Origin of the sequence: Undibacterium sp. YM2 (assembly GCF_009937975.1) — a bacterium.
GTDB lineage: Bacteria > Pseudomonadota > Gammaproteobacteria > Burkholderiales > Burkholderiaceae_D > Undibacterium.
This window is the reverse complement of record NZ_AP018441.1, coordinates 4131205-4144055: the sequence shown is the minus strand read 5'-3', so window position 1 is coordinate 4144055 and position 12851 is coordinate 4131205. Positions and strand designations below refer to the sequence as shown.

Below are 12851 nucleotides of genomic sequence, written 5' to 3'. Positions count from 1 at the left end.
ACTTGCCTCAGGCAGGGGCCACAGATTGATCTGAATACCGAGCATTGTTTGTCGGGGGTATGTATGCGCGAACCATACACATACCAGCCGGCACGGTGCTGGTTGGTACTACGCACAAGACAGATCATTTGAATGTTGTTTGTGGCGATATTTCAGTGTCAACCGATACAGGCATGCGACGCCTAAGTGGATATTGCGTTTTGCCCACTAAGGCCGGCATGAAGCGGGTGGGCTATGCGCACGCAGATACGACATGGACAACAGTGTGCAAAACGGATTTGCTTGTCATTGAAGAGATAGAAGATGAATTGGTGGAAGAGAGTGATCAGCTTCAGACCAGGCAGCATCTTATCTCAATGAAAGAATTGAAAAAATTGGAGGAATCATAATGTCTTTTGCAGCGGTAGCAGGTGGCGCGGCGAGCGCCTTTGTTGGTGGCCTCATGGGAGGCGGTGGGGGCGGAGGTGGTAGTTCGGGCTCGCAAACACAAGTTGTCAAACAAGAGCTTGATCCACGTATCGCTGCCATTTTGTTTGGATCGGGTGAAAAAGTTTTAAAAAAAGGAGCTGTACCAACAGGGGCAGATGAAGATGGTAACCCCATTTACAAACCCGAAGATTATCAAACCAGTGGAGGCCTGCTTGAGCGTTATCAAGCCTTGCTGGACAGACCGCAAAATGAAGGGCTGCGTTTATATGGGCAGGCTGCTGACAACTATCTTAGCACCAATTCTGCCTGGGACATGGGTGAAGCGAGGGATTCGGCTTTCAGGATGATGAAGAATGCTTATGACCCTGTCAGCATGCAAGCAGCACAAAGTGCTTATACCATGCCAATGAATGCGGCCTTCAGCCAAATGCCGCAAGGCTATCAGGCGGCAACTTCTGGCCTGGCGCAAGCAGGCCCGGCGGCCATGATTAACGCTCCTGGACAAAATAATCTCGGTCTGGGCAGGGCTTTTCAAGACTTGATTTATGGCGACCTTGGGAATAATCCTTATCTCGCTGGCGCGATTCAAAAGGGCCTGAATCAAAGTTCGGCACAATTCCAGAATCTGCAAAACGATGCGATGCAACAGTTCAAGGAAGACATCCTGCCTTCCTTGCGCGGTGACGCTATCGCTAACGGCCAGTATGGTGGGTCGCGTCAGGGTATCGCAGAGGGAAAAGCAGCAGATTCCCTGGCGCGCAATATGAGTCGTGCGCTTTCACAAGTCGGGCAAAACATGACAGATGCTGCAGTTGCCGCACAATCCGGGCAATATACCCAGGACAGGCAAAATCAACTGAATGCTGCCATGGGACTTTCAGGTCAGCAGTACAACGTGGCTGGACTTGATGCAGGTGCAAAGAACCAGGTCAATCTCAGCAATGCGCAGATGGCCAATAACAATAATCAATTCAATGCCACGGCGCAGAATAATGTGCTGTCGCAATTATTTGGCGCTGCCTTGCAAACCAATCTGGCCAATGCGGGCTTCCAACAGCAAGCCAACCAGAATAATTATCAGGGTATGCAGGCAAGCAACATGGCGAACCTGGGTAATCGCCAGCAAGCCAATATGCAAAATGCTGCATGGCAGCTCGCTAATAACCAGCTCAATAGCCAGAACAAACTTAATGGACTTAACGCGGTTACCTCATTGATCAACAATGCCTATGGTGTCGCCAATAATCAGAATGATTATGCATTGAACCAGGCTACCAGGATCAACGGGTTGCTGTCGCCATATATGGGAGTCAATGGCACGAAAACTACGAATGAGACATCGACTAAATCTGGGCAGGGAAGTGATCAGGGCGGTGGTCTGGGATCAAGCCTGCTTGGTGGTCTCGTCAAAGGTATTGGTAGTATTTTTGATGGTGGCGGCATGGGCGGAGGTATTGGCAGTGCTGCCAATAATACCGGTAATCCGGTCTGGACTAATTTGCCCCGCGATGGCGGATACAGCGGCTATCCCATAGGGCAAACAGGAGGCGGCACTTGAATGCAATAGACGCGAATGCGCCAGTTGCATTGGTACCCTTCTCAATGACGCTCTTCATATTTGCAAGGATCTTATTTATGAATATTCCAGAACACGCCGAAGCCGCTGCCAGTCAGGTAGCCGAGGCTGTTATCAATAACCCAAAAACTGCCCTGGCAGTACCAGCGATTACGACAGCAATTGCTCCCTTGACTTCAATAGCCGAAATTCAGGGCTATCTGTCGATTGCGTCCATGCTCATAGGCATAGCCATTTCACTGATCCTGCTGCGTCAGCGCTGGGTCAGCCTGCAGACAGCAGAAATAGAACGACAGGAAGCAGAACAACGGTGGAAGGAACATCAGCATGAACAACTTTGATCTTTGCATTGCCCCGGTGCTGAAAAACGAGGGCGGCACCAGCAATCACCCTCTGGATGCCGGCAAGCTGACGCGGTTTGGCATCAGTCAGCGCAGTTACCCCAAACTTGATATTGCAGCACTCACCGTAGAGCAAGCCAAAGCGCTTTACAAGCGAGACTTTTGGGATGCCAATCATCTTGATCAATTGCCGCTCGCTGTGGCCTTTGAATTTTTTGATTGCGCCATCAATTGCGGCGCAGGTACCGCTGCCAGGCTCCTGCAACGCGCCCTCGGCGTCGCGGAAGATGGCATCATCGGCCCCATCACCCTGGCAGCCATCAGCAAGTGTAACGCTGACAAACTGGCCAGGCGCTTGCTGGCCCATCGCATGCAGTTTTATACCAAGTTATCCAACTGGCCGCATTTTGGTGCAGGCTGGATCAATCGCCTGGCGATCAATGCTTTATGGGAGGCAGATCATGTTTGAAAAAATCAACGCCATCATCAATCTATTTCGCAAAGGTAGCGAGGTCAGTAATGTTGAACTCTGGAAAAGCGGTGGCATTTCAATTGCTGCCCTTGCTGCGGCTATGGGGGCAGCACTTCAATTGGGTAACGCGTTTGGCCTTCACCTCTCTATTACGCCTGAGCAGCTCAATGGTCTTGCTATTGGCGTCATCAGCCTTGTTGGTGTCGTGCTCCCTGTCATCACCTCTAAAAGAGCCGGCTTACTGCCAGCAAAGACAAACCAGCCAGCTCCAATCGAAGATCATAGCTTCAGCGACAGCTTGCCAGCAGTATCAACGTTGGTGGCAACCACCACGCTGCAGCACCAGTCTCATGCCACAGTCATCAACAGTGATAACCCGCTCGCCGGACTCGACACCACATTCCGCGCTTGACTACGCACGCGCTTATTTCAAATCAATCGACGGCATTCAACTTACGCGCAATTGCCAATTTTAAGGAAAACGTCATGCTGCAAATCGCTGCAACGATATTACAAATCATCGGCCTTCTGGCCGAACACAAAGAGGAGATCAAAAAATTGATACTCGACATAGAAAACCTGATACCCATGACCGCCGGCAATACCAAAGCCCAGATCGTGCGCAATTTCATTGCGACTAGTCTCAGTTTAGAGGCCCAGATTGAACATGCCTGGCCTTACATCAGTGGATTGTTTAATGATCTGGTCGCGACCACCAAAAAACCAGCTTAGATAAAGCATTTATAAAGGACCGACAAAAAGAGGATACCTGTCTTGGGCATCCTCTTTTCAGCTCCCTAAATAATTGAAAAATGCTGATAGTTAATGCAAAAGATTTGGTAAGTATCTGCATAACAGTTTCATTTTCAAAAAGGAAAAAATAGTGGTTAATCTGAAAAGAATTTTGGATGACGATGAGTTTTCATCTCTCTTTGATGTAACAGGAAAAGATGCTGATGAAGCTTATTCTTCATTAAGAAATGGTCGCGATAATCTTGAACCAGGGCCAGGAATACAAAACTTTTCTCGTGAAGCAGATATGGATTTGGGCTATGAGCAAGACATGACTCGCTTCAGAGAAATGCCGTCCAGCCTGCCAGAGCCAATGAACGCGATATCCGATCCGGGTGATATTCCGAAATCGAATTTCTTGCCAACAGAGAAAACTGATTACAAGAGTAATGATTTTGACAGACGTTACGTGAGTAAAGCTGGCGACACGATGACGGCACTGTTCAAAAGAGAGTATGGCTATACACCAAGTGCCGGCGAATTGATTCAATATGCCAATCTGAATGGCATGAGTAGTCCACATCAATTGGCGGTGAATCAGGTGATTAAAAGCCCTGACATTGACAGTTTGCACGAAGTTCAGATTAGTCGTCCACAGATGGATGAATATTTATCCAAGGATGCTCAATTCAAAAAAAATCGTGATGCCAGGAACGCATTTTTGGCTGAACAGCATCGTTTGGTAAGTCAAGGGAACGGCAGTGGCCCCATGATAAAACCAAAAGATCTGGATCGTTTTCTGGAAAATCTGGCAGAGGATGATAGAAAAGATTCTCTTTATTTTAATAACTTATGGAAAGATACGCCTGTCGCTATTCCAAATAATGCATTGCCGAGAGATAGTTTTGCTGTTCAATATGCTCAGGCATTTGGAAATAAATCAAAGGCAGGCAGTACATATCATAATTATTCTGGACTTTCTCCTGCTAGTTGTGACGTCATTGAAGATTGGTGCAATATACCAAATATTTACAATGAAGGCCTCCTGTACAATGGTGCACCTGGTCAGGAAGGAAAGGCTGAAAATGGGAAGCGTCAAAGATTGACTGGAGGGAACGATATAGTTCAGGCGCTGGACCCGGAAAATCATTCACTTGTAAATATTACTCAGCCTGGACACGTTATGAGAAATGGTATTGTGACCCGTATGCCGGTCCGTGACGGCAATAAAATCAGAATTTTGACTTGGGGTGTCGGACAAAACGTAGATATGAATTACGGACCAGCAAATATCCTCTCCTCGGAGACCATGGCTAATATAAATCATCAGGTTGGGAAGCCAAACAATATCTGGTATATTTTTAAAAACAATGATGAGAAAGCTTTTGAAAGAGCAAAAAAAACATATGACCTCAATAAAAAGTAATGTAATCTGGCCTTTGGTATGGTTTATAGGCACACCAGTTTTTCTGGCGCTAATCATTGTATTATTTTTTGTGATAAGTAATACCGTCGTCAAAGAAGAAAGGCCCGCTCTTGACTATAGTTTGCTAATGAATGACGCGTCTCAAGCTGAGTTTGCCGAGATATTAAAGACAAAGTCAGCTACTAAGTCCATCAAATTCGAAAAAAACACGATTACTCTGCTCATGACGGACGTGGCGACGGAAGAACAATTGTATTGCCTCTCGACAAAAAAAGGACAACTTGATTGCTGGTTGCAAAGTGAGCGTAAGCCGACTTGTGAATCCAAGGCTACCTCATTGCAAAACTTTCTGCTTGGTGAAATAAAGGAAAGAAATATTGAGTTTTCCTGTAAGGACGCGGAAGTTTGACCTGGTCTCTTGATTTGACCCCTGAACTGCGTCACGCTGCAAGCCAGTCTTCTCCCATCGGAGATCACAGTTTCAACGGCAACCTGCTAGCTATATCGACCTTGGTCGAACCGCCACGCTGTAGCATAAGCCTTATGCTGCGATCAAAAGCCTGATTTTCACTACCACAGGCAATGACAAAGCGCTGATCGTGCGCAATGCCGTTAGTACTAATCTCTAAGCGTTGAAGCGCAGACGGAAGCTGCCTGGCATTTGGTCAGCAGTTTTTCAATGGCTTGGTCGCGGTTAGTAAACGACCCGCTCGACCCGGTTAAGTAAACGTATTTACAAAACGCGTAAATGAGGAAGCTATCCAGTATGGATAGCTTTTTTTATCTCCAGATTATGGACGCTTGCTGTTGGCAATGCACACGCTTTGCTCGGAATTCGCATCGCATTATTCTATTGAAAGGAAAATAATGGTAAATTTTCAGAGAATTTTTGGAAATGATGGGCTTCCATATCTCATTGATACGTCAGGAACAGGCTTGAATGAAGGTGACGATATATTCTCAAATAGCAATGAGTTTTTGGGCGATTCTGCACAGAAATTGATGCTGCCAACTTATCACGCAGATCGACCAGGAAGAAACTTTGAGCTAGCATCTGATACCGATTTACCTTCCAGATCAGGTATTGATGATACGGATATCATGTACATGCGGCAGTCAGATCGCCCGAGAGGATTGCTATCGCTCGCTACCTATGATCTTGCACGAAACAGCCTGTCGTTGAAAAATTCTGATGTCATTAACGAGTATGATCTCCCGGGAAATGGTGCGTTGACAAGTCAGTTTGACTTGGGCGCTTCTGCGTATATGCCAGATTCTGAAGTTGGTTTCAAAAAGTTAAAGCGGCCGTTACTTGTTGACGCTGGGTCTGGTGGTGATAATGCTACCAGGTACTGTGCGAATGATGAGTTTCCGCTATTCGGATATCCGGCTGTAGCCATGTCAAATAGCACAGACTTGTCTGGCTATAAGGAATCAGCCGTGCCGGGTGTCATGGCACGCGCAGCTTTACCATTCCGCACAAAAAGCATGCTTGAGGTTAATACAGATTCTCAAAATGACAACGCAGCAGGTTTCATGCGTTTCTTGCAGGCGGAGTTAAAGAGTGCAGGTGTGCCGACAGATACGCCAGAAAGTCATGGTGTTGCTCCGATATATAAATATCCAGACTACGGCATTGACTACAATCAATTATATGCGCCTAAAGCAGCGGCCTACAGAAAGAACCAGATTATTCAGGATTCGCATATCAACGCACCTATTGACTATTCGAACAGCAGAGCTGCCGGTCGTTCCCGAATCTCTGGCGATGCCGATCCAGCGGTGCAAAGGGCAGCAATCAATACATTGATAGAGAAATCCAAGCAGGCAGGTTTAAACGATGAGCAGACCGCATTGATTCTGGCGATCGCACATAAAGAATCTGGCTTTAATCCAGATGCTGCAGCCGGGACTTCAAGTGCAACTGGTCTGGGGCAATTCACCAACGATACCAGAAAAAAGTACAGGCTTGATGACAGCAATATGTGGGATATGGACGCACAGGCCGACACCATGATCAAACTTACAATGGACAATGCACGACTGGCGAAGAAGCGACTAAGGGGGCCTGAATATGTGTATAAGTATCATCACGACGGCCCAAACAAACGCGAGAGCAATGATCTTGATAGCAAATCTGAAGGCATGGATATTTCACGAAGCGAGATCATGCCGCGTGCAAAAACTTTTCTTAAAATCTTAAGGGGGGAGTAATATGCGCGCCATAATGAATAAATTTCTGATAATATTTGCTCGTAAGTTTCCATATTGGCAATTTTTCTTAAAAGCGGTTTTTGCAAAATGCCCCACTGAAAAATAATCTCAAGCCCTTCAGATTCAATGCATATTTTTTTAGTAAATTTCTGAGGCATCACGCAGACAAAGTGAAAAGCTTGTGACATCGTAATGATTTACTGCAGTCAGCCTGTATTCACTGATTTAATAAGAGATATTTCAATGCCGAGCGTATATAAATTTCTGTTTTTCATTCTCTCTTTTTTTCTTGCTTTGAATAATGCATGTGCAGAGATTGTGTCGTTTCAGTGTGGCGGAACACAATTTGAAGTGAAGGCTAAACTTGTTAGGTATATGGGGATCAAGGATGATTTCTACTATATGTTTACACTTTACGGCAGAGCTCATGGCAAGACACGGGACTTGTATACCGTGGATGGTGATCATTTGTCGATTAGTTGCGTCAAAGACTATCGTGGCAATGAGCAACTTCTTTTTTCGCGTGACTGCGGCGGGTCTGCCTGTGTAAGGGAATACGGTATTATTGATCCCGTAAGCTTTAAATTCTTGTTGAGGCCTCCTGCGGCAAATAGAGAGAATTCCAGGCTTGCTGAAAAAATATTAGGCGTTAGCATGCCATCCAAACGAGGATTTTCGTTCTCTTTTTATACTGGACTTGTAGAGAAAGATATAGATTAGTTCAGATTGCATTTGAGTTGCGTGCCCGAGTGATGTTCAAGCAAAGCTTGGTATTGTTCACCTTGAGTTATCTTGTCGGAATGATCAAGTACGATAATTCCCAATGACGGACTGCTCATAAGAACTGTTTTAATTAATATTAAGCATCGCGTTCATCTGGTAAAATGCTTGTTTTGCGGATATTGGGCTTACCTTAGGTAACAACGATCAGTCAGAGTCGGTCGTTGTGCTTTGATGCCATGATGGCTTTAGCCTTGAGTTCGCAACTGTCATTCTTCCTTCTTTCTGATTTTCCGTATGTCTGATTCCAAACCTGCTGACGGTGCCAAGCCGATGTTTTATGATCCTACCGAGCGCCGCATCCGTAGCTTTGTCACTCGAGCCGGACGTTTGTCTGATGCCCAGGCCAGGGCGATAGAAAGCCTGAGTCCGCGTTTTTGCATCCCTTATCAAAAAGCGCCGCTGGATGTGGATGCGGCATTTGGCCGTAATGCGCCAACTGTGTTTGAGATTGGCTTTGGCATGGGTGAGACCAGTGCCAAGATTTCTGCTGGTATGCCAGAGAAAAATTTCATTGGTGTTGAAGTGCACACGCCAGGTGTGGGTAGCCTGCTCAAGTTGACGGACGAATTGGGTTTGCAAAATCAACGTATCATTCAGCATGATGCCTTTGAGGTGCTGACGAACATGATCACGCCAGCGTCCTTGCATGGCATACACGTGTTTTTCCCCGATCCATGGCACAAGGCAAGGCATAACAAGCGTCGCTTGATACAGGGCCCACTGGTGGCCTTGCTGGCATCTCGTCTGGCCCCTGGCGGCTATCTGCACTGCGCTACTGACTGGGAAGACTATGCCGTGCAGATGCTGGAAGTATTGAACGCCGAGCCAGCGCTGGAAAATACTGCTGATGGCTATGCGCCACGGCCTGATTACCGTCCTGTGACAAAGTTTGAAAACCGTGGCATACGCCTTGGGCATGGCGTATGGGATCTGGTATTCCGCAAGAAGTAAGTGCGGATCAGTATCAGAGCTGCTTTTTATTTGCGTACTAGCTGGGCACTACCTGCTCACTGCAAGACTTGCAGAGTGGGCTTAGCACGCAAGTCACGCCAGCGTGCTTCTGATTTCCAGCGTACAGACCAATCGACGAACTGGTCTGAAGGCATGGGGCGGGCGATACCATAGCCCTGCGCCAGGCGGCATCCCAGTTCCAGCAATTTGGCACCGTGTGCCATGGTCTCCACCCCTTCGGCAATCACTTGCCGGTCGAACGCGCCCGCCAGACGGATTACGCCCTCAACTATGTCAAGGTCTTCGACATCGGTCAGCATATCGCGCACAAAACTCTGGTCTATTTTGAGGGTATCCACAGGCAGCTTGCGCAGGTAGGTCAGTGACGAATAGCCAGTGCCAAAATCATCAAGTGAAAAATGTATGCCTAACTGGCGGCAGCGGTTGAGAATGGCAACAGCCTGTTCCATATCGGCGATGGCGGCAGTTTCCAATACCTCCAGTTCAAAATTACTGGCCTGGAAGTAAGGATGTACGCGCAAGGCTGCTTGCAGATAATCGCAAAACTCTGGCGCCAGCAAATGATGGGCACTGATATTAGCGCTGACCCGGATGGCGATGCCCCGCAATTGCCAGTGATAGGCTTGCTGTATCGCGGCCTTGATCACCCATTCTCCCAAAGGCTTTTCGAGTTTGCTGCCATAAATGTGCGGCAAAAATTCGCCGGGTGCAAGTATGCCGCGGTTTGGATGCTGCCAGCGTATCAGGGCTTCTGCACCGACGATTTCGCCACTGATCAAATCGACCTTGGGTTGGTAATACAAAACAAATTCGTCCTGGTCAAGCGCAATTTCCAGTCTCTCCAGTATCTGTCTGCGCTGCTGTGCTTTACGGTCACTTTCGGGATCAAAAAGATGGTAGCGGTTTTTGCCTGCTTCCTTGGCCAGGTACATGGCGTGGTCTGCGTGCCGCAACAGGGTGTCCGCATCGACGTTATCGTCAGGATACAGGCTGACACCAATGCTGGCCGAGATGCTGATTGATTTCAAGTCGATTTGTATGGCTTTGCTGATACCCGCCAGGACACGATCCAGTATCATGGCGCTTTCTTCTGCAGATGAAATGTCAGACAGCAGCACAGCGAATTCGTCGCCACCCAGGCGCGCAAGCGTATCGTCTGCCCGCAGGACTTGCTTCAGATTTTCTGTGACGCCAATCAATAGACGGTCGCCGACGGTGTGCCCAAATTTATCGTTGATTTCCTTGAAACCGTCCAGGTCAATGAAGCAGACGGCCAGTGATTTGCTGGTACGGTTGGCACGGTTGACTGCCTGGCTCAGACGGTCAGCCAGCAAACGCCGGTTTGGTGCGCCTGTCAGCGGGTCATAGTGAGCCATGCGGTCGAGCTGTGCTTCATGGGTTTTGAGTTCGCTGATGTCGGTAAAAATACCAACATAATGCTGAATTTCTCCCAGGGCATCGCGCACCGCTGAAATCGAAAGTAACTCAGGGAAAATTTCACCATTCTTGCGTTTGTTCCAGATTTCACCGCGCCAGAAATCATCCTCAGTCACGGCCTTCCACATTTCTGCATAAAAGCTGGCATTGTGGCGGCCAGATGCGAGTATCCTTGTCGAATTGCCATAGACTTCTTTTTCGGTATAACCGGTGATACTGGTGAATGCAGGATTTATCTTGGTGATGCAGCCACGTGGATCAACTACCATGATGCCTTCAAAACTACTGGAAAACACTGTAGCAGCTTCACGCTGCGTCATTTCCAGGATTTTTTGTCCAGTGATATCAGTGTGTGTACCTGACATGATGAGGGGTTTGCCAGTGTCGTCCCAGGCCACGATGGCGCCCCGCGTCAGTATCCAGCGCCATTCTCCTGACTTGCTACGTAAGCGCAACTCCATCTCATGGCTGGCGGTTTGCCCTTTGATATTGCGATCGAGTGAAGTATGGGCGGCTTTCATGTCATCAGGGTGGATGTGATCTGACCAATGCTCAGGGCTGACATTCATTTCACCTGGCTCATAGCCCAGCATGGTTTCCCAGCGGGCACTGACCTTGAAGGTATTGGTGACCAGGTCCCAGTCCCAGTAGCCCAGGTCAGAACCCAGCATCACGCGCTCCAGCCTTTGTTCTCTCTCAAGTAATTCGGCGGCGATGATTTTTTTCTCATTGATATCAGCCAGGGTGCCCACTACGCGCAAGGCATAGCCAATGGCATCACGACTGACGACGCGGCCACGCGCATGCACCCACTTGATTTCGCCTTGCCTGGTCAGTAGCCGGTATTCAAAATCCACGTCACCACAATGCGTGGTTTTATAGCTTTTGATATGCTGCAGCACCAAGTCGACATCGTCGGGGTGTACCTGGCGCTTGATAAATTCCAGGTCTTGCGTGTCTTCGCTTTCTGTGTATCCCGTCATTTCATAGTAGCGCTGAGATCGATAGACTTTGCCAGTCGCTACGTCCCAATCCCACAGTGCCTCGCTGGTAGCAGCTATTGCCATTTGCAGGCGTTCTTCGCTGGCCTGCAGTCGCATGGCAGCGGCTTTGCGCTCAGTGATGTCTTGCACGCTGCCATGCAGCCTGATCAGCTTGCCATCGGTATCTAGTACAGTCTCACCGCGGGCGATAATCCAGCGATGGTCACCATTTGGCCTGATCACTTCCGCATCACAGGTGTATGGTGTGAAGGTATTGATCGCTTGTTCGACTGCATTTGCCAGTCTGGTCCAACTCTCAGGCGTGAAGTATTGCTGTACCTCAGGATAAACGGCGGGTGGCAGCTTAGTGTCACGGCCATAGATTGCATACACTTCTTCCGACCAGGTATGCAAGTCCGTGCGTACATCCCAGTTCCAACTGCCGACTGCCGCCAGGCGTTGCGCTACTTTCATGGCGGCTTCACTTTCTTTCAGCGCAGCTTCAGCCTCCTTGCGCTCGGTGATATCCCGGGCAATACCAAACAAGCCCTGTACATTCTTTTCCTTATCCAGCAGTGGTCCCTTGGTCACCATGAAGACCAGCGATTTGCCATCGAAGGTATCTATGTATTCATCACGTGTCTTTATTTCTCCGCTTGTCACTACCCCATGGTCGACCGCAGCGATTAATTCAGCAGACTGCCTTGGGAACAGGGAAAAATCATCATGCCCCAAGATGTCTTGTACTGGCTTGCCAACGAAGCTAGCGGCAGATTCATTAACCAACACATATCGTCCCTTCAAATCCTTGACAAAAATGGCATCTGAAGTGCCTCTGATGATGGCATCAAGCAAGTTGCGATTGTTTCGAACCTTGAGCAGGGATTGTCGTAAGGCTTCGCTGAGCAGACTGACAGCAATCCCGTCAACGATAAGAAAGCCCAGTTGTAAAATGTCCTGGCTTGTTTTAATGCTGAAGCTGTAAAGAGGTGGAATAAGGAAGTAGCAAATTCCTAGACTTGCAATCAATGTTGACAGCAAGCCTGGCCCCAGTCCCCCCAGCATCGCGCTCAGCACGATGGGCAAGACAAACATGATCAACATGGGCCGGTTTTCAAAAGTGGTTGCCATGGCCAGGCGCAATAAAAGCACCGAGAGTGGCAGGGCAATCGCCAGCAAATAAATAGGCCACCGGATTTTATTCTGAGGATGAAATGCTTCCAGCAAGGGGGTGTCCGATGCAAGCTGCTCACCTGCAGGCAATTGGGGCACTGCCCGCATTGCAAGAAAAAATAATGCTGTAGTAACAACCACAAAAAACACGCCCTTGACAGTAGAAAGCCAAGTGATGTTATCGAGGTTGCTTAAACTGCTCAGCAGACTGTCAGAAAGAAATATCCATGCCAACGCAAATAACAGATAAAGCACCGTGACGATGCTGATATAGCGATTGCGCGGGTTAGTCATCATAAAGATCCTGCCGTTT

12 protein-coding genes are annotated in these 12851 nt (G+C 48.1%); 11 read left to right on the top strand and 1 reads right to left on the bottom strand.

Features of this window, described 5'->3' with window-relative positions; genetic code table 11:
- Positions 1-95 precede the first annotated feature (95 nt).
- The 11 genes from UNDYM_RS18585 to trmB all read left to right on the top strand — a co-directional run bounded on the left by UNDYM_RS18585 (position 96) and on the right by trmB (position 8924).
- Positions 96-389, top strand: a complete 294-nt coding sequence (locus UNDYM_RS18585) for a hypothetical protein (RefSeq protein WP_162042364.1) — start codon at positions 96-98, stop codon at positions 387-389.
- Positions 389-1987 carry a hypothetical protein gene (locus UNDYM_RS18580; protein ID WP_162042363.1) on the top strand — a complete coding sequence of 533 codons (1599 nt, stop codon included), beginning with the start codon at positions 389-391 and terminating at the stop codon, positions 1985-1987. The genes UNDYM_RS18585 and UNDYM_RS18580 overlap by 1 nt, the downstream gene beginning before the upstream one ends.
- A gap of 77 nt (positions 1988-2064) precedes the next feature.
- Positions 2065-2346 (top strand): hypothetical protein, encoded by a 282-nt coding sequence (locus tag UNDYM_RS18575; RefSeq protein WP_162042362.1) that lies wholly within the window; start codon positions 2065-2067, stop codon positions 2344-2346.
- The gene (locus UNDYM_RS18570) at positions 2333-2815 is read left to right on the top strand and encodes a glycoside hydrolase family 108 protein (RefSeq protein WP_162042361.1); all 483 of its coding nucleotides are present in this window, start codon (positions 2333-2335) and stop codon (positions 2813-2815) included. The genes UNDYM_RS18575 and UNDYM_RS18570 overlap by 14 nt, the downstream gene beginning before the upstream one ends.
- Positions 2808-3230: a hypothetical protein gene (locus UNDYM_RS18565; RefSeq protein ID WP_162042360.1), complete on the top strand. Its 423-nt coding sequence runs from the start codon at positions 2808-2810 to the stop codon at positions 3228-3230. Before UNDYM_RS18570 ends, UNDYM_RS18565 begins: the two co-directional genes overlap by 8 nt.
- Positions 3231-3304: 74 nt before the next feature.
- Positions 3305-3550: a hypothetical protein gene (locus UNDYM_RS18560; RefSeq protein ID WP_162042359.1), complete on the top strand. Its 246-nt coding sequence runs from the start codon at positions 3305-3307 to the stop codon at positions 3548-3550.
- Positions 3551-3701: 151 nt separating this feature from the next.
- Positions 3702-4976 carry a hypothetical protein gene (locus tag UNDYM_RS18555; protein ID WP_162042358.1) on the top strand — a complete coding sequence of 425 codons (1275 nt, stop codon included), beginning with the start codon at positions 3702-3704 and terminating at the stop codon, positions 4974-4976.
- Positions 4936-5385, top strand: a complete 450-nt coding sequence (locus UNDYM_RS18550; RefSeq protein WP_162042357.1) for a hypothetical protein — start codon at positions 4936-4938, stop codon at positions 5383-5385. The genes UNDYM_RS18555 and UNDYM_RS18550 overlap by 41 nt, the downstream gene beginning before the upstream one ends.
- 458 nt (positions 5386-5843) lie before the next feature.
- A complete protein-coding gene (locus UNDYM_RS18545; protein ID WP_162042356.1) occupies positions 5844-7190 on the top strand; it encodes a phage tail tip lysozyme in 1347 nt (448 codons plus the stop codon).
- A gap of 243 nt (positions 7191-7433) precedes the next feature.
- Positions 7434-7910 (top strand): hypothetical protein, encoded by a 477-nt coding sequence (locus tag UNDYM_RS18540; RefSeq protein WP_162042355.1) that lies wholly within the window; start codon positions 7434-7436, stop codon positions 7908-7910.
- 297 nt (positions 7911-8207) lie between these two features.
- On the top strand, positions 8208-8924 hold the full coding sequence (gene trmB, locus UNDYM_RS18535; RefSeq protein ID WP_162042354.1) for a tRNA (guanosine(46)-N7)-methyltransferase TrmB: 717 nt from the start codon (positions 8208-8210) through the stop codon (positions 8922-8924).
- A 56-nt stretch (positions 8925-8980) separates the two neighbouring features.
- Here the strand turns inward: trmB and UNDYM_RS18530 are convergent, their stop codons facing one another.
- Positions 8981-12832 (bottom strand): EAL domain-containing protein, encoded by a 3852-nt coding sequence (locus UNDYM_RS18530; protein ID WP_162042353.1) that lies wholly within the window; start codon positions 12830-12832, stop codon positions 8981-8983.
- Positions 12833-12851: the final 19 nt, after the last annotated feature.

Coding starts and splice junctions, on each gene's coding strand:
- UNDYM_RS18580 (WP_162042363.1), top strand. CDS start 389: ATGTCTTTTGCAGCGGTAGCAGGTGGCGCGGCGAGCGCCTTTGTTGGT.
- UNDYM_RS18575 (WP_162042362.1), top strand. CDS start 2,065: ATGAATATTCCAGAACACGCCGAAGCCGCTGCCAGTCAGGTAGCCGAG.
- UNDYM_RS18570 (WP_162042361.1), top strand. CDS start 2,333: ATGAACAACTTTGATCTTTGCATTGCCCCGGTGCTGAAAAACGAGGGC.
- UNDYM_RS18565 (WP_162042360.1), top strand. CDS start 2,808: ATGTTTGAAAAAATCAACGCCATCATCAATCTATTTCGCAAAGGTAGC.
- UNDYM_RS18560 (WP_162042359.1), top strand. CDS start 3,305: ATGCTGCAAATCGCTGCAACGATATTACAAATCATCGGCCTTCTGGCC.
- UNDYM_RS18545 (WP_162042356.1), top strand. CDS start 5,844: ATGGTAAATTTTCAGAGAATTTTTGGAAATGATGGGCTTCCATATCTC.
- UNDYM_RS18540 (WP_162042355.1), top strand. CDS start 7,434: ATGCCGAGCGTATATAAATTTCTGTTTTTCATTCTCTCTTTTTTTCTT.
- trmB (WP_162042354.1), top strand. CDS start 8,208: ATGTCTGATTCCAAACCTGCTGACGGTGCCAAGCCGATGTTTTATGAT.
- UNDYM_RS18530 (WP_162042353.1), bottom strand. CDS start 12,832: ATGACTAACCCGCGCAATCGCTATATCAGCATCGTCACGGTGCTTTAT.